Source organism: Novipirellula rosea (assembly GCF_039541335.1).
GTDB classification, from domain to species: domain Bacteria; phylum Planctomycetota; class Planctomycetia; order Pirellulales; family Pirellulaceae; genus Novipirellula; species Novipirellula rosea.
The window spans coordinates 77,357-98,436 of the sequence record NZ_BAABGA010000050.1 but is presented as its reverse complement, the minus strand read 5'-3'; the positions used below and the strand labels follow the sequence as shown (position 1 = coordinate 98,436).

The window sequence follows — 21,080 nt, the reverse complement described above, 5'->3', positions numbered from 1 at the left end:
GATTCCCCAGAATATCCCCTGTGATCTCGCTGGCGTTTTGCGACTCCGCCGTCGCATGCCACCCGATGATGCATTCACTGATGAAGTTCACGCGTGCTCGCGTTTGGCGACGATGGCCGCGAGGAACGCGTCGAGGTCCTCTTGCCGGTAATAGCGATACCCGGTTACCGGATGACGCGTGGGAACAAGTCGTCCCGATTTATCCCAGTTCCGTAGCGTTTCCGTGGTCACGCTTAAGTACTCTGCCGCTTCGCCCACCCGAAGCATCCCATCCAGCTTGCCCACCATTGATTTGACACCCATCGCAGCACCTTCCAAACCTTACAAACGTTGAAACGATGTCAAATTGAAGACGGTGAAGGCGTTTTCGTCAATTCCCCCTGTTTTTTTCGACTCTTTTCACTGGCCGCCACCGATCACGCTCGGCTGAATTCATTGAATTCCCAGCCAATTCTTTAGCGCCGTGAACTTTTAATCGCTACGCTCGCCAGAGCGTGGATCGTGGGTGTCCGTTGTGAATCACCAGCTTCTAGCGAAGGTAGCCACTAGGGAATCGTTCACGGCGAGACGAACACACGCCCTCTACAGCGTGGCAAGATCCACGTTACGGATGCGAGATCCGTAATACTGCTTGTAGCGAACTTTGCGTTGTAAATCGCGAATGATCGCAGTGGTAAAGTCGACGCCGGTCAACTGTTGGCTGCTGCCGAGTCCGCCGGGGCTAAATACATTGATTTCCATCAACTTGTCATCGACGATATCCAGCCCGACTAGGAACATGCCATCGCGGACGAGTTTCGGACGCACCATTTCGACCAATTGAAGCATTTGGTCGGTCACCTCGGCCGCCTCGCTCTTGCCCCCCGAATGCATATTGCTTCTCGCATCGCCCGTTTTGTTGACTCGGCGAAACGCGGCATAGGCCCCTTCGTGCCACAGCGGTCGTCCATTCATGACAAACAATCGGACATCGCCATCGACGGCGGCGGGCAAATACTCTTGGACGATACAGTAACCGTCACGCAGCACCGCTTCGATCATTTGGTTGCGGTTTGCTTTTTCGTCTTCATTGATCAAAAACACGCTTTGACCGCCGGACCCCTGCAGCGGTTTGATCACCACTTTGCCATTTTGTGATTCGATAAACGAATTGATCTGCTTGATGTCACGACTGATACAGGTTTTAGGGCGGACTTCTTCGGGAAAGTGTTGGAAATAAGTTTTGTTGATGGCATTGGCTAGATTCTCAGGATCGTTCAAGACGATCACACCTCGCGCCGCAGCGAGTTGTCCAAACAAAATGCCACTGGTTTGAGCCCAAGGACGCTCTGCCGCGTCGTCCGATGGATCGTTGCGAAGCAGTAAAACGTCGAGGTCGTCAAGCGATATTCTCACGCTGCCGGATTCTTTGTCCTGAAGTTCACCGATAAAGTTTTCCAGCGATTCATAATGCTCGCCATTGACCGTTCGTGCGGACGCATGAATGGCTCCATCAGGTGCGTAGACAAAATCACCTACGCCGAGTGTGTAGGCTTGATGCCCCATGTTCACGGCGGTCATCGCGAGCCGCGTCGTCGTGTAGGCAGCTTGTTCGGTCAAGACGTCGTTGACGACAAATCCAATCTTCATCGGTCGGTCTCCATAAGATCAAGGACCGACTTGCCCCGACAGACTTCGAGCCGGTCACGGATTCGAGGGTCGTTCCAGAAACGAGGTAAAACACGTGGAGGAGTAATGATTCCGCGCCGCCGCAACTCTTGCACGTACGGCACATGCTGCAATCCAATCTTGCCCACATACAACGGTTCAATCTCGTGCCCCGCTGCCAAATATTCGAGTAAATCACGCAGCCCACGCAGATAGATCAGATCCTTGCTGTAGCCGCCCCCGCGGTACACTCGCAGCGTGGTAGTGAACGCGGTATGCGGCGCAAAGTGATGCTTCTTGTGTAGCAAGCGAAACGTTTCCACGAACGAGTTTCCGGTGACCATCGAATCAACCGCAATGACGCGAGCGGCCAGCGTCCGCAAACGACGCTTTGTCAATCCGCCGCACAAGTATTCAGCCAGTACTGCCAAACCTTCTTGCAGCTCTTCGTAGCCTGCCAAACCCGCGTACAGTTGTTGGAATGGTTGGCAGCGACCGTTGAAATACGTCAACAAATGGGTGCCGATCTCGTGATGCAACAACGATTCGACACGTTTTTCCGCGAGTTTAATCTTGCTCGAGATCAGCAACCGGCCTTGCGAGACCATGATTCCCGAAGCGATGGAATCGGATACCTGCACGGTCGCGGTGAACTCGTTCATCTTGGTGTGATAGTAGTCGATTTCATCATGCGCTCGCTGAATGATTTCGCTGCTGGCGATGCAGCGAGCCGATTTCGATTTGCGTTTCGGGTTGGGGTGAATCGTTCGTAGGATGTCTTTGGCCAGCGTGACAAGGGCGTCTTCGGGGCGACCATGCAATTGCAGGCTAGTGCTCAAAAAGGGCGAAGGATGCGAGGATGGCTTTGACGTTTCGGGTTGGTCAAGATCTCGTAATGCAGTCAATTGCCGATCCACCTCGTTTTGCTTTTCCCAAAACAGATGCGCCAGAGTGGGATCTTCGACACGTTCAATTTCAATATCGAACAGGCGGCGTTTGAGCACGTTGGGGTGGTACGGCAGCGGGCGATAATACAGCGTGGGTAACTCGCGATAACGACTGTCACGAAACTGTTGCCAAGCTTCGTCCGCATTGGTCGGCGTGACTTGCAGCAGGAAGTCGAACGATTCCGATACGCTGCACAGCTGTTGGTCGATCAAGCGAGTGGCTTTGACCAGTGACGAGGGCCCCAGTGATTCGAAGTGCACCTTGGTTGATTGGTCTTGGCTGCCCGTGAATTCCGCAATCGTCTTGCGAAGAGCGGTTGCCAATTGACGGCGAAACGATTGCAACACGACGGGGTAGAGCGATCCATTGCGGGAATCGCGATACACCGGTTTTACCGCGATCCCGATCGTGCAGCAGCCTGCATTGGCATCGCCCGAACACTGCGGGGCGAGTGGTTCGATTTGGGGTGGTCCGACGCTAGCGTCGCTTCGCTCTGTGACGGTGCCGCGGCGTCCGTGGACCGAAATTTCTTTGAGCGAATTTCGCAGGACTTCGATGGTCGACGGCAACGCGTCCAAGTCAGGTGAGACGATTTCGAATCCCGGCCGCGAAGGTTGTGGGGGGCTCGCAGCGTCGGAACTCCATATTTCAACGAACAGGAATGTGCCAAAATGTTCCTGCATGATGCCGCGAACGGCCGTCGTCAATGTCGTTAGCCCCGAATGGTATTGCGGATCAGCCGAAGCAAACAAATAGGCCGCCTCGGTAGTTACCAATTCACGCGTGCCGGCGTCTTCGTGATCGACCGGCGCGCGATAAACACACAGAAAGGGAAGCTGACGATCAAATTTTAAGCGGCCATCCCCTGGCAACGTCCGTCGCACCCGTTCGTTTTTTGACAACCGAGCGCATGCGGCATCGGTAATCGCGTCGAACTCCGATTCGATTGGATCGCGTCTCGGTTGCGGCGGCGTGCTGTTGGGGTTCACAGTTGTCTCAATGCTGTTTGGACGCCCGGCAATGTCGACTCTAACGCCTTGTAAATACAATCCACCTCGTCGGGGTTGGCTTCGCCTTCCCATTCATCCATGAAAAATTTCTTGAACTCGATCGCAATCGCGCAAGCTTGTTCAGGAAACGTGGTGTGGATCCACTCGCCGAAATAGCCACCTTGAAACTTGACGTTTTCGCGAACATCCAATTTGCGTCCGTGAAAGTCATACTCTCGCAGTTCGGTGATAAACCGGTCGACGACGGGGGCCCAGAATTTGCGATCCATCGTCCCAGTGCCGATGTTGACTTCGGGATTTTTGCGTGGGTCGGCGGGCGGGGCATCCGCTCCTTCGCGACGGTGGTTGTAGGTGTGCAAGTCATAAACGACGACGCGGCCATGTTCTTCGATCAATTCGCGCAGCAAGGCTTCGACATCTTCATAGAATTCGTCGTATTCACGCAGCGACGCTTCGATCATTTTTGGGTCCGGTGGCGTGTCCCAGACTTCCATGCCCCATGCATCGGCAGGCGTTTCGTAAACCGCCTTGTCACGCGGTCGGTTCAGGTCCACTTCGAAACGCGATCGTAGACCGACAATCTGTGTCTTGGCGATTTGGGTCCATTCGCCCGTGATCGGATCTTCTTCTCGTTGCTGTTCGTCTTCGTCAATCGCCAAACGCTGCTCGACACTGCGGCGGGTGTCGTGCCCGTTGTGAACCGCCGCGGCAACGATGGGGCTAGATCCTCGTTGAAAGATGCAATGAGGGTGAAGTGCCACGTGGGGAGCTCCCTTTGCTTTGACGAGGAACAAGAAACACAGAACACAGAAACGAGGAACCACTACGAATGTTCGTAAGAACGAAAATGGCAAATCGTGTACCAGTCTCGAAAATCTCCAGCAACGTGATCCGGCCGGGAATCGGCATCAATCAGTTTCGTGAGCATTTCGTCTTGCTTTGAACGACTCCGCTGTCTGCTGTTAAATCAAGTTGGCCGCTTTGCGGTCAAAAAGTGTGATCGTCCGCTCGGTTTAGAGACAAATGCGGCGTCGGCACACCGTTTGCCTTTGTTGGTCGTGGTGGGTTGTCGTGGTGGCGTTGTCAATACGCAATTCCTGGTCGCTGCTGTGGCCATTGCAACCACGATGCTTTACCCGCACGACGCTTCGCCAATCGATGCGTCAATCCGTAAAAAACAACCTCTAACCGGAGTCTGCTATGAGTCTCGAAACAAAGCAAAGCCTCAGTGAAGCCACTGTCAAGAAACTTCAGAAGCTGATCCGTGCCAATATTGACTCCTATGATGGATTTCGCGAGTCGGCCGAAGAGCTGAGTGATAAGAAGCTCGCGACGCTGTTCCGCGAGATTGCCAACGAGCGGTCGGCGCTCGCAACGGAGTTGCAAAATTATGTTCAGTGGAATGGCGAAGAGGCGGAAGACGATGGTTCGGCCAGCGCCGGTGTGCATCGAGCGTGGATCAATGTCCGTAGCAAGCTGAATGGAGGCGATCCCTACGTCGTTCTGATCGAAGCCGAACGCGGCGAAGACCATATCAAGAATGCCTATGAAGAGGTGCTTAAGGATACGGCGGGAAGCGCGATGAACGATGTGTTGTTGTCGCAATACGCGGTGGTCAAAGCAGGCCATGACAAGGTTCGCGATCTGCGGGACGCGTACAAGAATAAGTAAGCGATCTTGTCCGCTTGGGTAACGGCTCCGTTGTCCGGTTTGTGTTTCAACTCTATTTGTCTCAGGAACAGCGGAGCCTGCTGTTCAGCACTTTGGCCGCAGTGCCAAGCGGAGAATCGTGATGTACACCCTCTTGCTCATCCTTTTGATCTTGTTACTTGTCGGAGCGTTGCCTGCGTGGCCACACTCCCGAAGTTGGGGGTACGCCCCTAGTGGAGCGCTGACGGTCATTGTCGTTATCGTGTTGGTGCTGGTGTTGATGGGATACGTCTAATGGCCATCGGTTAGTGGCCATATCGAGTTTTACTTCCTTTGAAAATCAAATTTGCAGGTTCATTATGAATTCATTTCTCCGATCAATGCGGTCGCTGTTTGCTATCGCGACGCTTTTTGTTGGATTCGCGATCGTCGGCTGTGATAACAAAGAAACGCTGTTAGACGTCGAAACACCCGACGGGGGCGTCGAAGTGGAGCGGTCTCTCGATACAGGCGAGATCACTGTTGACGTGGACGAATAAAGAGCAACCGGGGCCACGCTCGCAAGCGGTTAAAAAAAAGCCTATCAGGCAGCAACCCGAGACAGGGATGCTGCCTGTTTTTTTTTGCATACGGCATTTGCGTTTTGTAGCGTGGATGGTTGCCGCGCAAATGCGAATCACCACCTGCTGGCGAAGGGGTGGCTACGAGAAAATGCTTCACCGCGTTCGAGTTCACCTTGGGGGTGATAGGGATTCAAGGATTTTTCGTGATTGTCGTTGATGCAGGATCGAGCGGATCGTGACGGTGTTTGGCCCAGCAAATGCACTTGTATTGGCTAATGGATACGCCCGAGTCGGGCTGATTTTTGTGCAACTTCACATGCGGGAGATATTGAGATGAATTGGGACCAAATTCAAGGCAAGTGGAAGCAAGCCAAGGGACAGGTCAAACAGCAGTGGGGCGATCTCACCGACGATGATCTGGATCGTGTCGATGGAAAACGCGAAGAATTGGTAGGCCGCGTGCAAGAACGCTATGGCATCGCCCGAGAAGAGGCGGAACGGCAAGTGCAACAGTTTGAATCATCTTGCAATTGCTAATGGCAAGTCTGTCTAGCGAGTGCGACGCTCCCTCGATTTTCGGCTGCGGTCCGTCCGCAGTGCGATGTCGACGGAGCGTTTTGGGGCGTGAGAGAAAAAGGAGACGCAATGACAACAAAGGATGACGGAGGAAGTGTGTCGATGTTCGCACCGTGAATGGGGACCATTGATCCCGCGTGAAAGATAAATACCACCATGCTCGCTATGAGAAATGAAGATGAACGAGACAAAAATTAACGAAGATACCAATCCTGAAATTGAAGCCGATCTCAATGAACTCGCCAAAATTTGTTGCCGATCCTTGGCGGGCGAAAGTGATGCGGGAATGGACCGCAGCGAGAATCTGTTGAAGTCGCTGTTGATGAGCGGCTACGTCGGAAAAAAGAACCGTTCATTTCAGGTCGATCTGGAAAACCGAGTCAAAGAGCAGTGCCGGGATTGTGCGATGCACCGCGGCGGTGCGCTGTCATCGATTTCGGAGAAACTGGCTAAGAAATTCGCAGATCTTGCTCGCTGGGAATCGAGAAGTCCTAGCGACGCTTCGCCATCCAAGCCTGCCAATATCAGCTCGGCAACCGATGCCTAGAAATGGATCCAGGTTGACGTGCCTGTTTCCCTACTCAGGTCAGCCTTTGAGGCTGCGAACGCACGCGGATTTGGGTGAATTTCCCGGTTCGAAATACGCTATACTCGGTTCCATCGCACAGGGGGTGCGATGGTCTCGCAATCTCACTCGGAGTAATCGTCATGTCGAACCATATCTACAAAAAGATCGAACTTACGGGGACATCCACCTCCTCGATCGAGGACGCTGTGAACAACGCGATCTCCCGTGCCGCAAAGACCGTCAAAGGGCTTCGCTGGTTCGAGGTGATCGAGACGCGAGGCGACATCGCCGATGGCAAGGTCTCGCATTGGCAGGTGACAATCAAGGTCGGGTTCACGCTGGACGAGTAATGCCCGTCGGTATTGAGCGATAGCCAGCTAGTCCAATCACGAAGTCGCGCGTTAGGATGCGGGTTGAAACGGCAAAGTCCGAACCGATCCCTATTCATTTTTGAAGTGAAGTCCCTATGTCCAATCATCAAGTTACCGACGCCCTGAACGAACAACTTTCCTGCGAGTTGGGATCATGGTATTCCTATTTAGCCATGAGCGCCTGGTGCGACCGCCAACAGTTGACCGGATGCGCCGGCTGGCTCCGTGCTCAAGCTCAAGAAGAGTACACCCATGCAATGAAGATCTATGACTTCTTGCTCGCCCGCGATGTCGAGGTGAACCTGACTCAAGTTGATCCACCGCGTCAAGAATTTGCCAATATCGTCGAGATTTTTGAGTGGGCACTCAAGCAAGAGAAAGAGAACACCCAGCGTATCGACGCCCTGTTCCAACTTGCGATGGAACAAAAGGCGTTTGCGTCCTTGGTAGAACTGCAATGGTTCATCACCGAGCAAGTCGAAGAAGAGCAATCGGCTCGCGCTAACCTGGCTCGCATCAAGATGGTTGCCAACGATCCCGCAGCGATCCTCGATTTCGACAACATGCTTGGCGAACGTAACCCGCCGCTGGACACCACAGCTCACTAAAGACGTTCGGTGTTAAACGAGGCTCTCATGCAGCGGCGAACGATCACCGTATCGGGCATCGTCCAAGGTGTGGGCTTTCGTCCCTTTGTCTACTCGCTTGCATCGCAGTTGAAACTTGTTGGCTTCGTCCAGAACCGATCGGGCCAAGTCTCAATCGAAGCCGAAGGAAGTCTCACCGCACTGGATCATTTCACGGAGCAGCTGCGGTCAAAGGCTCCTGCGTTAGCGAGGATTGACCGTCTGAGCTCGCACTCGATTCCGGTGCGTCACGAGAATCACTTTCAGATTTTGGCCAGCGAGACCACGCTGGCCGCCGACGTCTTTGTCTCGCCCGACATGGCGATGTGTGCCGATTGTCGACGTGAACTCTTTGATCCTGCGGACCGCCGCTACCGCTATCCGTTTCTGAACTGCACCCAGTGTGGCCCACGGCTGACGATCATCCATCGTGCGCCGTACGATCGGGTGAATACGACGATGGCTGCGTTTGAAATGTGCGCGGCATGTCGTGCCGAGTATGAAAACCCAATGGATCGGCGTTTCCACGCCCAACCGATTGCATGCCCGGCTTGTGGGCCTCGTTTGCAGTTGCTCGACGAGATCGCTGTGCCAATCGAATCGGCGGATCCATTGGCGAGCTTTGTTGCGGAAATCAAGCAAGGCAAGATCGGCGCCCTGAAAGGGATCGGCGGTTACCATCTGGTTTGTCTGGCCAATGACGATGCGGTCGTAAATCGACTCCGTCAACGTAAACATCGCCAGCAGAAACCGTTCGCCATCATGGTTCGCGACTGCACACAGGCGGCAAAGTGGTGTCGGATCGACGCTGCGGAACAACAGCGGTTGCTGTCGCCGCAGCGACCGATCGTCTGCTTGCGGAAACGAAACGAGGCCGTCGGAATTAGCGACGCGATCGCGCCGGGCAATGCGTTCCTTGGCGTGATGCTGCCTTACAGCCCGCTGCATGAATTGTTGTTGGATTGCGTGGGGGACGATCCTTTGGTGATGACTAGCGGTAATCGTAGCGACGAACCGATTGCGTACCAGGACGCTGATGCTGCGGAACGACTTCGGGGGATCGCGGATCGATTCTTGGTTCACGATCGACCGATTCGTGTCCGCTGTGACGACTCCGTCACCCGCGTGATCGCAGGCCGCGAATCGCCGATTCGTCGCTCGCGAGGGGCGGCGCCGATGCCAATCACGCTGCCGTTCCATTGCCCGCAACCGGTGCTGGCGGTCGGCGGGCAGCGCAAGAACGTGTTCGCACTCGCCACTGGAACTCATGCGTTTTTGAGTCATCACATTGGCGATTTGGATGACTTGTCCGCGCTAGACTCGTTTCAGCGTGATATCGGACTCTATGAGCAGTTGTTCGGAATCACACCCCGGGTGCTCGTCCACGACTTGCATCCTGATTACGCCTCGACCAGCTACGCGATCCAACGTGCCAAGCGAGAGTCCCTGCTAGCATTTGCGATCCAGCATCACCACTCGCATCTAGCTAGCTGTATGGCCGAACATGGGATCGAAAGTGACGTAATTGGGGTGGTTTTTGACGGCAGCGGGTTTGGTGGCGATGAGGCGGTTTGGGGTGGCGAGTTTTTGATCGGGGGTTACCGATCATTCAAGCGTGCTGCCCATTTGCGCCCCGTCCGGCTGCCCGGTGGTGACAAGGCGACCAAGGAACCATGGCGAGTGGCGCTGAGCTATTTGACGATGGCGAGCTGTGACGCCGAAGGATGGCGGAGCGGAATCGACCAAGCGATCGGCCCCAACGCAGTGCGAATCGTACAGCAAATGATCGATCGCGGATTCAACTCGCCCTGGACATCGAGCGCTGGCCGACTTTTTGACGCGGTCGCAGCGATCACCGGTGTCCGGCAAACTGTCCACTTCGAGGGACAGGCCGCAATGGAGCTTGAAACGCTCGCGTTACAATCCGACTGTGCCCAAACGTACGCGCTGAATATGACCGATCCGGTCGATACGCGTCCCCTGATACGCGGCGTGGTTGCCGATTGTAAAAACAAAGTCGACACGACGTTGATTGCACGTCGATTCCATAACACGTTGGCGGCGATCACAGTGCAGACGTGCATCCAACTTGCGAAATCAGCTTCGATAGATCGAATCGTGCTCAGTGGTGGCGTTTTTATGAATACGCTTTTGGCCACCCTTATTTCCGAACAGTTAGAAGCCAAGGGGCTCAATGTCTTTACACACCAGCGTGTGCCAGCAAACGACGGCGGCATCGCATTAGGGCAACTTGCGATCGCAGCCCATGCGTTACAGTCCGGAAACATTGCGTTGAAATCGCGTTGAAAATGCAGCAAAATCAGGATTTAACATCACGCAATTTTGACTGCGAGGTGATACGTTAGACGATGCTTCCTCACTCAAGTGTTCATCAACCCGAGCGTGTCGATGTGTCTTGGTATCCCTGGAAAGGTCGTCGCAACTTTCATCGAGCATGATGTCTTGATGGGAAAGGTTGATTTTGGCGGCATCTTCAAACAGGTCTGTCTGAATCTGACTCCGGATGCGGAAGTCGGCAAGTATGTCATCGTGCACGTCGGTTTTGCCCTGCAAGTGATCGATGAAGCGGAAGCGGAAAAGGTGTTTGAGTTTCTCAAGCAGATGGATGACCTGCAGGAGTTAGCGGCAGACGGGGAGTTAGCGTCAGACGGGGACGAGACGCGTGTGGAGATCGTGCCGTGAAGTTCCAGCACGAGTATCGAGACGCCGCAGCAGCCAAGAAGTTGCTGCGAGCGATCGGTGAAGTCGTCACCAAGCCTTGGACGATCATGGAGGTTTGTGGCGGACAAACGCACACGATCGTTCGCTATGGCATTGATGAATTGCTGCCCCAAAAAGTCGAGTTGGTTCACGGTCCGGGCTGTCCCGTTTGCGTCACTCCGTTGGAATTGATCGACAAGGCGATTGAAATTGCTTCACGCGATGACGTTATTTTTTGTTCGTTCGGCGACATGCTACGTGTCCCCGGCAGCCGAAGCGATCTGTTGAACATCAAAGCTCGCGGCGGCGACGTGCGGATCATCTATTCGCCGCTGGATTGCTTGAAGATCGCCGAGAAAAATCCTGATCGAACGGTCGTCTTTTTTGCGGTCGGATTCGAAACGACCTCGCCCGCCAACGCGATGGCCGTTTGGCAAGCCAGAAAGCGAAGGATCGATAACTTTGCGGTGCTTGTGTCGCACGTTTTGGTGCCGCCGGCGATGGAAACAATTTTGTCGTCTCCCACCAATCGTGTTCAAGGTTTCCTGGGCGCCGGACATGTCTGCTCGGTGATGGGCTACGAAGAATACGAACCGTTGGCTGATCGCTATCAGATTCCCATTGTCGTGACGGGATTCGAGCCAGTCGATTTGTTGGAAGGCATCTATCGCTGTGTGCGAATGCTCGAACAAGGCAAAATCGGTGTCGACAATCAATACTCGCGAGCCGTTCAGCGTCAGGGAAGTCGCGCGGCACAGGGGTTGATCGATGAGGTGTTCGAGGTGACCGATCGCAAGTGGCGTGGCATCGGCACAATCCCCCGCAGTGGCTATCGGTTGCGAGCCGAATACGAACGCTTTGACGCCGAACAGCGATTTGCCGTCAGCCACATGCAAGTGTTGGAATCGAGCAAATGCATCAGCGGACTGGTTTTGCAAGGCATCCGTAAACCCCACGACTGTCCGGCGTTCGGCAAGCAGTGTGCGCCCGAGCATCCCTTGGGGGCGACGATGGTGTCGTCCGAAGGAGCCTGCGCGGCGTACTATAACTACGGACGCTTTTTGCAAAACCATTCGGCGGCTGCGACGGCGGATGTACCTATGGACGATGTGCCCTTGGAACCGAAAAACGTTCCGATACCGTCAGATTGAGAAACCATGACGCACGTTGCTGATTTTGACCAAATGACATGCCCGACACCTCGTAGCCAATACGAGCGTGTGCTTCTAGGGCATGGCAGCGGTGGCAAGTTAAGTGCGGATCTAATCCAGCGTGTCTTTCTCGCAGAACTCGGCAACGAGGTGCTCTCGTCGCTCGAAGATTCCGCAACGCTCTCGCTTGATTCACAAACCAATCTGCCGAATCATCGAAATTCGGGACCGCGAATTGCCTTTACGACCGATTCGTTTGTGGTCAAACCGCTGTTCTTTCCCGGTGGTGATATCGGCAAACTTGCGGTTCACGGAACGGTTAACGATTTAGCGGTCGCCGGCGCGACACCGCTGTACCTTTCGGCTGCCTTTATTTTAGAAGAAGGCTTTGCGATCGAATCGTTACAGCGGATCGTGGTCTCGATGCGTCAAGCGTGCGATGAAGCCGGGGTGACGTTGGTCACCGGCGATACCAAAGTGGTCGACCGCGGCAAAGGCGACGAGGTCTTTATTACGACAACAGGAATCGGGCTGCACGCGGCAAACCGTGAATTGTCGATTCGCAACGCTCGGCCTGGGGATCAAATTATCGTTTCCGGAACCATTGGCGATCACGGGATGACGATCATGTCGACTCGTGAGGGGATTGAGTTTGAAACGGCGCTAGAAAGCGATACGGCGCCGCTGAATGATTTAACGCGAGTGATGTTGGACGCATGTCCCTCGATCCGCGTGATGCGTGATCCGACTCGTGGCGGCGTCTCGAGCACGCTGAATGAATTGGCGACGGCATCGAAAGTCGGGATTTCACTCGACGAAGCTTCGATCCCGGTGCGGGCCGAGGTTCATTCGGCATGTGAGATGCTCGGATTGGACCCGATGTATGTGGCCAATGAAGGCAAATTGATTGTGGTGGTCCCTGAACAGGATTGCCAATCACTTTTAACAGTAATGAAACAGCATTCGCGTGGCCGAGATGCGGCGGTGATTGGAAGTGTGGTCGCGGATCATACGGGCATGGTGGTGATGCGAAGTCTGATCGGTGGCCAACGCGTCGTGACGATGTTGGCCGGCGAGCAATTGCCGAGGATTTGCTGATGTACCGCGAATGCCCCGCAACGTGGCCGAGTCACCGCCCCAACACGAATCACCAACGAATCACCAACGAATCGCGAAACGGGACGATAGCGAATGCCGGTCGCGGTTTGGAACAAGAGACGAGAATATTATTATCCGAATTTCTGCATGGATCGGTTTGCAATGGGATGCATGCGAGTGGTTGCAGCGTTATAAACGAGAAAGCTCACTGCGACTTTTCTGCAAACGTTAAAGCGGTTGCATAAAAGATGCATTCCGGGGGACAGCGGTATGATTTTTGAGCGAGTGAAGAAGATTGCCGATGCATTGTTGTACCAGGGCTACATGCTGTATCCCTATCGGGGCTCGGCGATCATAAAAAACAAACGGAGCGTTTTGGGCACGCTCCATCCGGCAGGCAACGCGTTGGGGGAACCCGATCGGATGCAGGTGCAGTGTTTGGTGGTCGGCGAAGCACCGAGAATTAGCATTGCTGCGCGTTTTTTGCATCTGCTGAATCGTGACATTTTTGAACTCGATTCCCCCGCAGATACCCTTCCTTGGGATTGGCCGCAGCAAGCCACGCCAGTCATTTCAATTGAGATCGGCGAAATGCTTTATCAGGCTTCGCAAGAAGCGGTCCAGCGCGAGATCCGCCCATCGACGCAATCGCTCCAGGAAATGGTGGGGAATGCCCAGCATGATGCATTTTCGTTCAGTTTGGCCTCCGATGTCGAGCCGATCGAGGACCATGGTCGCTGCATCGCCGTTGTGCAACGCAGCCAATTGAGCATCACCGGTGATGTCGAGATGACAGGCGAAGTGATCGATGATCATGTGTTTAAATTGACGGTGACGTTGCGAAACACCTCTAACCTGTCCGATCTGCCAGCGTGCCACCGCGAGGGACGTTTAGATCAAGTTTTTGCCTCGGCACATCTGATTCTCGGCGTCGAAGAGGGCGAATTTGTTTCTACGATCAACCCGCCGCCGGAATGGGCAGTGCTCGCAGCGACGTGCCAAAACCAAAAACTGTGGCCGGTTTTGGCGGGGGATCCACCGGATCGCCACTGCATGCTAGCCACCCCCAGCATTCGGCACGACTATCCACAAATCGCATCGCAAAGTTCCGTTGACTGTTTTGACGAGACCGAGATCGACGAGATGTTAGCGATGCGAGTGATGACGATGACCGATCAAGAAAAACAGGAATTGCGAAGCACGGATGAGCCAGCGTGGCAGAATTTGCAACGAAACGAATCGATCTCTTTGGAACAAAGGAAAGCTTTGCATCGATCATCCAAAGAGACTTGAGTTTACCGCCAGCAAGGATGGCTCTGAATTAAAAAAAGCGACAAGTTGGATCTTTATCTCACCCATTTATTAAACGGAAGATGTGATGAAAGAAGAAGATTGGAATCGACTCGAAGGCCAGCCCCACCCTAAATGTGTCAGTTTCTGTGGCCGCGATTTGCGTGTCGGGGATCGTGTTCGCGTGTGGCCCAAAAAAAGTGGCGACAGTACGGATATCATCTTGGCAGGAAAAATCGCGATCATCGAAGATATCGAGCAAGACAATGAAAACAAGGTGCACCTCGCGTTGGTAATGGATGATGGTCCCCACAGTGAACCTGATGCGAAGCGTCAACCGGGACATCGCTTCTTTTACCATCTCGAAGAGGTTGAACCCTTGGATCCGAACTAAAAGCAGCGGCGGAGATCCACCCCAGCCAACACAGGGATGGAATCGCGAATCCACAGAACACGTGACGCGGCCAGCCATGCACGAATTATCTATCGCAATGAGCATCATCGATATCGCCAGCGAAGAATCGCGGGATCGAGCTGATGCCAATGTGATCGCGGTGCATCTGAAGATCGGCCGCATGTCGGGCGTCGTGATCGAAGCGTTGTTGTCCGCGTTCGAAATCGCTCGCGAAGAAACGCTGCTGGCAAATGCGGAATTGAAGATCCAGGACGTGCCGGTGAAAGTGCGTTGTCCCAAGTGCGAATGCGATCAGTTGGCGGATTCCATCCAGTGTCTGTGCTGCAGTGTATGCGGAACGCTTTCGCCGGAAATCACGCAAGGCTGCGAGTTAGAAGTGGTCGCGATGGAATTGGAAACTTCGAAGCTGACGCAATGACCGAACAACGCATCCAACATCCCCCCGACGCTGCGGTGACAAGACTCGTCCAGGTCCGTACCAAAATACTGAAACAAAACGATGTCGCGGCGCGGCGGCTCCGACAACGCTTTCACGATCAGCAGGTATTTGTCGTCAGTTTGGTTTCTAGTCCCGGATCGGGAAAAACCATGTTCTTAGAGCGAACGCTAACGACGATGCGGCAGCGTGGCGTTCGCGTGGCTGCACTTGTCGGTGATTTGGCGACCGAAAACGACGCCGCGCGTTTGGCGCGGGCCGAAGTTCCCGTGCGGCAAATCACCACCGGTACGGTTTGTCATCTAGAAGCCGATATGGTGGAAAAGGCAATCGAAGGTTGGCAGCTCGATGAGCTCGACTATCTGTTTATCGAGAATGTTGGCAACTTGGTGTGTCCCGCTACCTATGACCTCGGAGAACATCTTCGCTTGGTGCTGTTTTCCACCACCGAGGGCGAAGACAAACCGCTGAAATATCCCACCATCTTTAACACGGCCGACATTGCCGTGATCACCAAAATGGATTTGGCCGAAGTGGTTGAGTTTGACGCCGCCGCGGCTCACCAAAATATCCAAGCGGTGCGTCCCGGGATGCAGGTTTTGCAAGTGTCGGCCAAGTCGGGGACCCAAATGGACAGCTTGCTCGGTTGCTTGGAAGCACGCCGCACCAAGTCGGCTTGATGCCAATCATTTTGATAGCGGCACGCCGCCAGCCGTCCGGTTGCAGCGAATCAAAAGGTGCGAATTAGACCGGGTGAATTAGACCGGGCGATTAGACCGGGCGGCTTGCCCCGCTCCGCTAGGAAAAGCCCAGGGTTCTGTGTCGGCGTTGATCGTTTGCGGCTCAGCGTGGTGCCACAGCGATCAATGGTTTGCTGCAGAATCGATCCAATGGGGATGCAAGCCGACCGGAAACCTTGGCACATCAATTGCCCTGTGTACAGCGGTGCAAGCGGGAGGTCATCCCGCTGCTCATCCATTTGCATTGCTACTCTCGAGGGACCACCCATGCCACACGTTAAACCGCTTGATCAATCCAACGCCCCTGCGGATGCTCAGCCCATCCTGAAAGCGATCGAGAAAAAGTTTGGTCAATCGCTGAATATCTTTAACACGTTGGCCTATCAACCGGATGTGCTCGGCGGAGTCACTCAAATCAACGATGGAATTCAGAACGATTTGCCAGGGAAACTTCGCGAGCTCGCCTATTTCAAGTCGTCACAAGTCAACGGGTGCGAGTATTGTTCGCACTATCACAAGCAAGCAGCGAAGAAAGCCGGTGCATCGGATGCGCAGATCAAGGATATCGACAACTATCAGACGAGCGAAGCGTTTGATGATCAAGAGAAGGCGGTGCTGTTTTATGCCGAGCAGCTTACCAAGACAGCTCAGGTGGACCCCGGAACCGTCGCAAAACTGAAAGAGTTCTTGGACGAGACGCAATTGGTCACTCTCGCTGCGACCGTGGCGCTAGCGAACTTTACCAATCGTTTTAATCATGGATTGGATATTCAGCTGCCATGAGTGAAACTCATTTCGGCCTGATCGTGATCGGTACAGGACCGTCCGCTTCGACTGTCGCCAAGAAATCTCGCGGCGAGGGAAAGCGAGTGGCCGTGATCGAGGAACGGGAATTTGGTGGTACGTGTGCCCTGCGTGGATGTAACCCCAAAAAGGTTTATGTCAATGCGGCCGACTTGATCGATCGGGTTGTTGGCGGACGGGGGAAACTTCTCGATTACCAGAAGGTTAAAATCGATTGGCAACAATTACTGCAATTCAAGCAGACCTTCACCGAACCCGTGATTGAAAAAAGCGAAGCGTCGTACCGTAAAAAAGGGATCGAAACTTTTTCGGGCACTGCTTCCTTCGCCGCTCCCGACACGATTCGTGTCGGAAACCACACGCTTACGGCGGAGCGGGTCTTTATTGGTGCCGGAGCACGTCCGCGTCCACTCGATATCCCGGGCGAGAAGCATGTCGTGCAAAGTGATGATTTTCTTGAACTACCCGACATGCCTAGCCGCGTGGTGTTTATCGGAGGTGGTTACATTTCGATGGAGTTTGCTTGTGTTGTGGCTCGCTACGGTTCCCACGTAACGGTGTTACAGCACGGCGATCAGATTTTGAACTCCTTTGACACAGATCTCGTTTCGCAATTGAGCGAATATTGTGCGAAGCACGGTGTCAAGATTTACACCCAATCCGAAGTGACCGCAGTCAACCAATGCGGTGATCAATCGTTCGAGGTGAATTATAAAAAGGAAGGGAAAACCCTTTCCGTGAACGCCGATTTAGTGGTCCATGGCGCGGGCCGCGTGCCGAATCTTGAGGGCCTTGATCTGCAGGCGGGTGAGGTGGAATTTGGTGACAAGGGAATCAAGGTGGATGCGTTTTTGCGAAGTGTTAGCAACCCTCGCGTTTTCGCCGCAGGTGATTGCGCCGACACCGGCAAACCGCAGTTGACACCCACGGCAAATGAAGAAGCCCGTGTTGTGGTCAAGAATCTTTTCACGTCAAATTCAATGCAGCAACCCGAATACGACGTCATTCCACGCGTCGCGTTTACAGTCCCCTCGATCGCCGCGGTGGGCATGTCCGAAACCCAGGCACGTCAATCCCATGACGTGGACGTTCACCACGAAGACACCTCGACCTGGGGATCGGTTCGTAAAACGGGCCAGCGATGCGCGGGCTACAAGATTCTCATTGACAAAAAGACCGATTTGATCCTCGGCGCTCACTTGCTAGGTCCTGCATCCGAGGAAACGATTAATCTGTTTGCCTTGGCAATGAAGTTTGGATTGACCGCAACCAACGTCAAATCAACGTTGTTTGTCTTTCCCACATTTGCATCGGACGTACGCAAAATGGTGTGAGGATCGTTGTTGTTGGCGGGCGATTATCGCTCGCAGTGGACCCTACTGCTCAACTGGTTCGCGTTCAACTGGTTCCGGCTCAACCGGATTACGCTCAACCGGATCACGCTCGATACTGGCGTCCACCTTCTCGGCTGCCTGGTCCACTACCTGTTTCGACTTCTCAACCAATATCGATGTGTCTTCTTTTACCTTCTCGGTGTCCACTTGGATCGTCGGGTTGCCCGCCGGGGAACTGAACCGTAGCCAGCCAACGAGAGCCATGATCAACACAACAACGACTACCGCGATTACGACACGCATAACGTCCTCTCCTATCATCGAACTTTGCTACCCGCAAACACCGTCGGTTTGCACTCGGCAGAATCTTGAATCTGTGCTGATGCGTTGCAATTGTCATGCCGACACCAGAGGCTCTGGCACAGACTTTGCTTAGCCAAAGGGAACGTCAATTCAATAAAAATCAGCGATGAATTGGCCATTTTGTTCTCTCTTGGCGATTATTAATTTCACATTGTTTTCATAACGGACCTCGCTCGCGCGAAATTGGAGCCGCACAATGCACGGACAGATGGAGATCTTTGGGACGAGCGATATTGGTCGCAAACGCAACACAAACGAAGATCACTTTATGATTTCGGATCTGTGCAAATCGATGCGGGTCCATTCAACAAGTTTGGCATTGGATCATCGCACGCGTTTGTTTGGTGAAACGCAGGGGCGACTTCTGTTGGTCGCCGATGGGATGGGAGGACACGACTCCGGTGAACGCGCAAGTCAATTGGCATTGGACGGGATCGTCGACTACGTGCTCAATTCGCTCAGCTGGTATTTGCTGCATGACGATATCCACGAGGACGAGGAATTTCAGAAGCACTTGAAGGCGGGATTGTTGAACTGCCAACAAATGATCGAGCGTGATATTGCCTTGGCTCCTCAGCGGCAAGGCATGGGATCGACTCTAACGATGGCCTATATCGCATGGCCACGAATGTTTGTCGTTCATGTGGGGGACAGCCGCTGTTATTTGCTGCGTGACGGCGAGATCAAACAATTGACGCGTGACCATACCATGGCCGAAGCTGTGTTGGGGCACCGCGAATCCAAAGAGTCCGAACCGGATCGCGAAGGTCCGTTGACGAACATGTTGTGGAACGTGCTGGGAGGAAAAGATGAACCGCATCCCGATGCAGCTTCCTACCATTTGCAAATCGGAGATGCGTTAGTGTTGTGCACCGATGGGCTAACGAAGCATCTCTGTCGCAAACGTATTGCGGAACTGATTGGAAGCGACCGTTCTTTAGAGAACGCATGCAACCAAGCGATTCAGGAAGCCAACGATGCCGGCGGCAGCGATAACCTTACGATCGTCGCGTGCCGATTTCGCAAGTCGCGTCCGATCCAGGAAAGCGAAGAGGCCATTGATGTGTTGATACCCGAGGCGGATGACATCGACGACAAAGCGGTGCCGGTGAGTGAGACGGAGCTGGTGAGTCAGACGGAGCTGGTAAGTGAGACGGATCCGGTAAGATAAGAAGCACCCTCACGCGGCTATTTTCGGATCACTTATGCATCGTCATGGGCCAGCGACACACGATTGAGTTGGCGTTCGGCACGAATGCAGTTGCGGCCATTTTCCTTGGCGCAGTAAAGCAGTTTGTCCGCACGGTCAAACCAACTCTTTTGCGAGTCATCGTTTCGCAAAATGGCGACACCGATCGACGCTGTAATCTGGTGCAAGGATTGTCCGCTCGCTTGATGCTTGAATCGGTGGGTTGCCAGCGAGCTGCGGATTTCTTCGGCGTACTGCAACGCGTCACTCGCGGACGTGACACGCATAAAAACGCCAAATTCGTCGCCGCCATAGCGAGCCACTGTGGCATTCCCATTAACCGACTGGATTTTTGCCGCAATGAACTTTAGTAGACTGTCGCCCACCGCATGGCCGAGTTGGTCGTTGACCTGTTTAAAACCATCGAGATCGACTAGGATCAACACCGCATCATCTGCGGAATCCAAGTGGCGACCTCGGATTGCGGTTTCCATCAAGGCATCGAAACATCGACGATTGCCGACACCAGTTAGCGGGTCGATCATCGTCGACCGCTGAGATGCGACGAGCTCTTCTTGTAGATGACTGATTTGCCCCTGCGACAGTTTCAATTGGTCTTTCATTGAATCCAATTGAGACTGCATCGCCGCATTGCTCGCGATGATTTCAGCCACACAGGCTTTCACTTTTTCCGGAGTGATATTCGCTGCCGTCAAATCACGATTTGCATGGTCGATGGAGTTTCCGAGTTCTTCCCCGGCATGCATCTGACGATCGATCGCCAGCACTAATTCTTGCAGTTCTGCTCCCAATTTGGTGCTGATCTGTGTGCTCAGTTCTGCGCCGGATGGTTGGCAAAACTGGTGATGCAACGCCTCGAGCTGCTGCGTCGTGACACTATTGGCCTCATCCACGGCGCAACTTAACTGCTCACAAATCTCGGGACTCCGTCCTTCGGCGTATCGATACCAAACTTCATAGACTTTGGGCGTTGGCGGAGTGCGGAATCGTCCCACAAATTGCAAGGCTTTTTTTGCAATCGTAAACGCGTAGTCAAAGTTGGGGGGGGAGTCAGTGGCGGGTGATTCGGAGGTCACGCAATAAAACTCCTAGAAATAAACATGTTGCTAAAGTCTTCAGTCGAAATTTCACTGCAGCGGTCGACGCCAAGTCGACACACCGACGATCGCCGGAGTTGTCAGCCCGTGTCGGCAGCGCACACTCATCCGCCTATGAAGGTGTGCCGTATTTGATCATCTAGAGTTTAAAGGGACAACAACACTAAGTCGGATTGCCGGAGACGAGAGTGGCGATTGCTGGATCCGAACTGCCGTTGCCGCGATGATCGCCTCGTGACTCGCTTTGCTTTACAAATTGTCGTCTGTGACGGGATCCTCGCTCCTAAGAAACCGTCCGCGACGACATCATCGGAAGAATCATACATCCTGTGAAAGTGGGGATGGTCTGGTCGATGAATTTTTCATGAAGAAATCACCTGGGGAGGGTTGGGTGTCCCCCGGTGTTATGGGGTGATCGTAATCTCGCTTGATCTCGCTGCCTGCGGGGCTGACGATCGAATC

Annotated in this window: 25 protein-coding genes; 19 read left to right on the top strand and 6 right to left on the bottom strand. The window is 53.8% G+C overall.

The features are described from left to right. Nucleotides 1-87: 87 nt before the first annotated feature. From ABD971_RS20700 to ABD971_RS20685, 4 genes are all read right to left on the bottom strand, one after another. Nucleotides 88-303 (bottom strand): MerR family transcriptional regulator, encoded by a 216-nt coding sequence (locus tag ABD971_RS20700; protein WP_339942521.1) that lies wholly within the window; start codon nt 301-303, stop codon nt 88-90. 279 nt (nt 304-582) lie between these two features. Further along, complete coding sequence (locus ABD971_RS20695) at nt 583-1,629, bottom strand: glutathione synthetase (RefSeq protein ID WP_339942522.1); 1,047 nt, start codon at nt 1,627-1,629, stop codon at nt 583-585. Then, nucleotides 1,626-3,584, bottom strand: a complete 1,959-nt coding sequence (locus ABD971_RS20690; RefSeq protein WP_345325187.1) for a flavohemoglobin expression-modulating QEGLA motif protein — start codon at nt 3,582-3,584, stop codon at nt 1,626-1,628. Before ABD971_RS20690 ends, ABD971_RS20695 begins: the two co-directional genes overlap by 4 nt. Further along, nucleotides 3,581-4,366, bottom strand: coding sequence for an N-formylglutamate amidohydrolase (locus ABD971_RS20685; protein ID WP_345325185.1), 786 nt, complete (start codon nt 4,364-4,366; stop codon nt 3,581-3,583). The genes ABD971_RS20690 and ABD971_RS20685 overlap by 4 nt, the downstream gene beginning before the upstream one ends. Before the next feature lie 159 nt (nt 4,367-4,525). Between ABD971_RS20685 and ABD971_RS20680 the strand changes: the two genes are divergently transcribed. The 18 genes from ABD971_RS20680 to ABD971_RS20595 all read left to right on the top strand — a co-directional run bounded on the left by ABD971_RS20680 (nt 4,526) and on the right by ABD971_RS20595 (nt 17,948). Further along, nucleotides 4,526-4,837, top strand: coding sequence for a hypothetical protein (locus tag ABD971_RS20680; protein WP_345325183.1), 312 nt, complete (start codon nt 4,526-4,528; stop codon nt 4,835-4,837). After that, nucleotides 4,806-5,276, top strand: a complete 471-nt coding sequence (locus ABD971_RS20675; protein WP_345325181.1) for a PA2169 family four-helix-bundle protein — start codon at nt 4,806-4,808, stop codon at nt 5,274-5,276. Before ABD971_RS20680 ends, ABD971_RS20675 begins: the two co-directional genes overlap by 32 nt. Before the next feature lie 121 nt (nt 5,277-5,397). Beyond that, nucleotides 5,398-5,550, top strand: coding sequence for a DUF3309 family protein (locus ABD971_RS20670; protein WP_339942526.1), 153 nt, complete (start codon nt 5,398-5,400; stop codon nt 5,548-5,550). A gap of 64 nt (nt 5,551-5,614) precedes the next feature. Beyond that, a complete protein-coding gene (locus ABD971_RS20665; RefSeq protein ID WP_339942527.1) occupies nt 5,615-5,794 on the top strand; it encodes a hypothetical protein in 180 nt (59 codons plus the stop codon). 357 nt (nt 5,795-6,151) lie between these two features. Beyond that, nucleotides 6,152-6,355, top strand: a complete 204-nt coding sequence (locus tag ABD971_RS20660) for a CsbD family protein (protein ID WP_339942528.1) — start codon at nt 6,152-6,154, stop codon at nt 6,353-6,355. 217 nt (nt 6,356-6,572) lie between these two features. Further along, on the top strand, nt 6,573-6,941 hold the full coding sequence (locus ABD971_RS20655) for a hypothetical protein (protein WP_339942529.1): 369 nt from the start codon (nt 6,573-6,575) through the stop codon (nt 6,939-6,941). Nucleotides 6,942-7,102: 161 nt separating this feature from the next. Next, nucleotides 7,103-7,312: a dodecin gene (locus ABD971_RS20650; protein WP_345325177.1), complete on the top strand. Its 210-nt coding sequence runs from the start codon at nt 7,103-7,105 to the stop codon at nt 7,310-7,312. Nucleotides 7,313-7,428: 116 nt separating this feature from the next. Beyond that, nucleotides 7,429-7,941 carry a ferritin gene (locus tag ABD971_RS20645; protein WP_339942531.1) on the top strand — a complete coding sequence of 171 codons (513 nt, stop codon included), beginning with the start codon at nt 7,429-7,431 and terminating at the stop codon, nt 7,939-7,941. Between the two features lie 27 nt (nt 7,942-7,968). After that, nucleotides 7,969-10,266: a carbamoyltransferase HypF gene (hypF, locus tag ABD971_RS20640; protein WP_345325174.1), complete on the top strand. Its 2,298-nt coding sequence runs from the start codon at nt 7,969-7,971 to the stop codon at nt 10,264-10,266. A gap of 102 nt (nt 10,267-10,368) precedes the next feature. Continuing rightward, nucleotides 10,369-10,662, top strand: coding sequence for a HypC/HybG/HupF family hydrogenase formation chaperone (locus ABD971_RS20635; protein WP_345325172.1), 294 nt, complete (start codon nt 10,369-10,371; stop codon nt 10,660-10,662). Further along, complete coding sequence (gene hypD / locus ABD971_RS20630) at nt 10,659-11,831, top strand: hydrogenase formation protein HypD (protein ID WP_345325170.1); 1,173 nt, start codon at nt 10,659-10,661, stop codon at nt 11,829-11,831. The genes ABD971_RS20635 and hypD overlap by 4 nt, the downstream gene beginning before the upstream one ends. Before the next feature lie 6 nt (nt 11,832-11,837). Further along, on the top strand, nt 11,838-12,929 hold the full coding sequence (gene hypE / locus ABD971_RS20625) for a hydrogenase expression/formation protein HypE (RefSeq protein ID WP_345325168.1): 1,092 nt from the start codon (nt 11,838-11,840) through the stop codon (nt 12,927-12,929). A 270-nt stretch (nt 12,930-13,199) separates the two neighbouring features. Continuing rightward, nucleotides 13,200-14,222: a hypothetical protein gene (locus ABD971_RS20620; protein WP_345325166.1), complete on the top strand. Its 1,023-nt coding sequence runs from the start codon at nt 13,200-13,202 to the stop codon at nt 14,220-14,222. An 85-nt stretch (nt 14,223-14,307) separates the two neighbouring features. After that, nucleotides 14,308-14,613 (top strand): hypothetical protein, encoded by a 306-nt coding sequence (locus ABD971_RS20615; RefSeq protein ID WP_345325164.1) that lies wholly within the window; start codon nt 14,308-14,310, stop codon nt 14,611-14,613. 76 nt (nt 14,614-14,689) lie between these two features. Then, nucleotides 14,690-15,052, top strand: a complete 363-nt coding sequence (locus ABD971_RS20610; RefSeq protein ID WP_339942539.1) for a hydrogenase maturation nickel metallochaperone HypA/HybF — start codon at nt 14,690-14,692, stop codon at nt 15,050-15,052. Further along, entirely contained in the window at nt 15,049-15,750 is a 702-nt protein-coding gene (gene hypB / locus ABD971_RS20605; protein WP_345325162.1) for a hydrogenase nickel incorporation protein HypB, read from the top strand. The genes ABD971_RS20610 and hypB overlap by 4 nt, the downstream gene beginning before the upstream one ends. Before the next feature lie 327 nt (nt 15,751-16,077). Beyond that, nucleotides 16,078-16,593 carry a carboxymuconolactone decarboxylase family protein gene (locus ABD971_RS20600; protein WP_345325160.1) on the top strand — a complete coding sequence of 172 codons (516 nt, stop codon included), beginning with the start codon at nt 16,078-16,080 and terminating at the stop codon, nt 16,591-16,593. Further along, entirely contained in the window at nt 16,590-17,948 is a 1,359-nt protein-coding gene (locus tag ABD971_RS20595) for a dihydrolipoyl dehydrogenase family protein (RefSeq protein WP_345325158.1), read from the top strand. Before ABD971_RS20600 ends, ABD971_RS20595 begins: the two co-directional genes overlap by 4 nt. A 42-nt stretch (nt 17,949-17,990) precedes the next feature. On the opposite strand, the gene ABD971_RS20590 is transcribed toward ABD971_RS20595, so the two are convergent. Then, nucleotides 17,991-18,251: a hypothetical protein gene (locus tag ABD971_RS20590; RefSeq protein ID WP_345325156.1), complete on the bottom strand. Its 261-nt coding sequence runs from the start codon at nt 18,249-18,251 to the stop codon at nt 17,991-17,993. Between the two features lie 256 nt (nt 18,252-18,507). Between ABD971_RS20590 and ABD971_RS20585 the strand changes: the two genes are divergently transcribed. Further along, on the top strand, nt 18,508-19,482 hold the full coding sequence (locus ABD971_RS20585) for a PP2C family protein-serine/threonine phosphatase (protein ID WP_345325154.1): 975 nt from the start codon (nt 18,508-18,510) through the stop codon (nt 19,480-19,482). 32 nt (nt 19,483-19,514) lie between these two features. On the opposite strand, the gene ABD971_RS20580 is transcribed toward ABD971_RS20585, so the two are convergent. Further along, the gene (locus ABD971_RS20580) at nt 19,515-20,597 is read right to left on the bottom strand and encodes a GGDEF domain-containing protein (protein WP_339942545.1); all 1,083 of its coding nucleotides are present in this window, start codon (nt 20,595-20,597) and stop codon (nt 19,515-19,517) included. Nucleotides 20,598-21,080 lie beyond the last annotated feature (483 nt).

Coding starts and splice junctions, on each gene's coding strand:
- ABD971_RS20595 (WP_345325158.1), top strand. CDS start 16,590: ATGAGTGAAACTCATTTCGGCCTGATCGTGATCGGTACAGGACCGTCC.
- ABD971_RS20650 (WP_345325177.1), top strand. CDS start 7,103: ATGTCGAACCATATCTACAAAAAGATCGAACTTACGGGGACATCCACC.
- ABD971_RS20585 (WP_345325154.1), top strand. CDS start 18,508: ATGCACGGACAGATGGAGATCTTTGGGACGAGCGATATTGGTCGCAAA.
- ABD971_RS20695 (WP_339942522.1), bottom strand. CDS start 1,629: ATGAAGATTGGATTTGTCGTCAACGACGTCTTGACCGAACAAGCTGCC.
- ABD971_RS20620 (WP_345325166.1), top strand. CDS start 13,200: ATGATTTTTGAGCGAGTGAAGAAGATTGCCGATGCATTGTTGTACCAG.
- hypB (WP_345325162.1), top strand. CDS start 15,049: ATGACCGAACAACGCATCCAACATCCCCCCGACGCTGCGGTGACAAGA.
- ABD971_RS20700 (WP_339942521.1), bottom strand. CDS start 303: ATGGGTGTCAAATCAATGGTGGGCAAGCTGGATGGGATGCTTCGGGTG.
- ABD971_RS20635 (WP_345325172.1), top strand. CDS start 10,369: ATGTGTCTTGGTATCCCTGGAAAGGTCGTCGCAACTTTCATCGAGCAT.
- ABD971_RS20655 (WP_339942529.1), top strand. CDS start 6,573: ATGAACGAGACAAAAATTAACGAAGATACCAATCCTGAAATTGAAGCC.
- ABD971_RS20590 (WP_345325156.1), bottom strand. CDS start 18,251: ATGCGTGTCGTAATCGCGGTAGTCGTTGTTGTGTTGATCATGGCTCTC.
- ABD971_RS20645 (WP_339942531.1), top strand. CDS start 7,429: ATGTCCAATCATCAAGTTACCGACGCCCTGAACGAACAACTTTCCTGC.
- ABD971_RS20675 (WP_345325181.1), top strand. CDS start 4,806: ATGAGTCTCGAAACAAAGCAAAGCCTCAGTGAAGCCACTGTCAAGAAA.
- ABD971_RS20660 (WP_339942528.1), top strand. CDS start 6,152: ATGAATTGGGACCAAATTCAAGGCAAGTGGAAGCAAGCCAAGGGACAG.
- ABD971_RS20670 (WP_339942526.1), top strand. CDS start 5,398: ATGTACACCCTCTTGCTCATCCTTTTGATCTTGTTACTTGTCGGAGCG.
- ABD971_RS20665 (WP_339942527.1), top strand. CDS start 5,615: ATGAATTCATTTCTCCGATCAATGCGGTCGCTGTTTGCTATCGCGACG.
- hypF (WP_345325174.1), top strand. CDS start 7,969: ATGCAGCGGCGAACGATCACCGTATCGGGCATCGTCCAAGGTGTGGGC.
- ABD971_RS20615 (WP_345325164.1), top strand. CDS start 14,308: ATGAAAGAAGAAGATTGGAATCGACTCGAAGGCCAGCCCCACCCTAAA.
- hypE (WP_345325168.1), top strand. CDS start 11,838: ATGACGCACGTTGCTGATTTTGACCAAATGACATGCCCGACACCTCGT.
- ABD971_RS20600 (WP_345325160.1), top strand. CDS start 16,078: ATGCCACACGTTAAACCGCTTGATCAATCCAACGCCCCTGCGGATGCT.
- ABD971_RS20610 (WP_339942539.1), top strand. CDS start 14,690: ATGCACGAATTATCTATCGCAATGAGCATCATCGATATCGCCAGCGAA.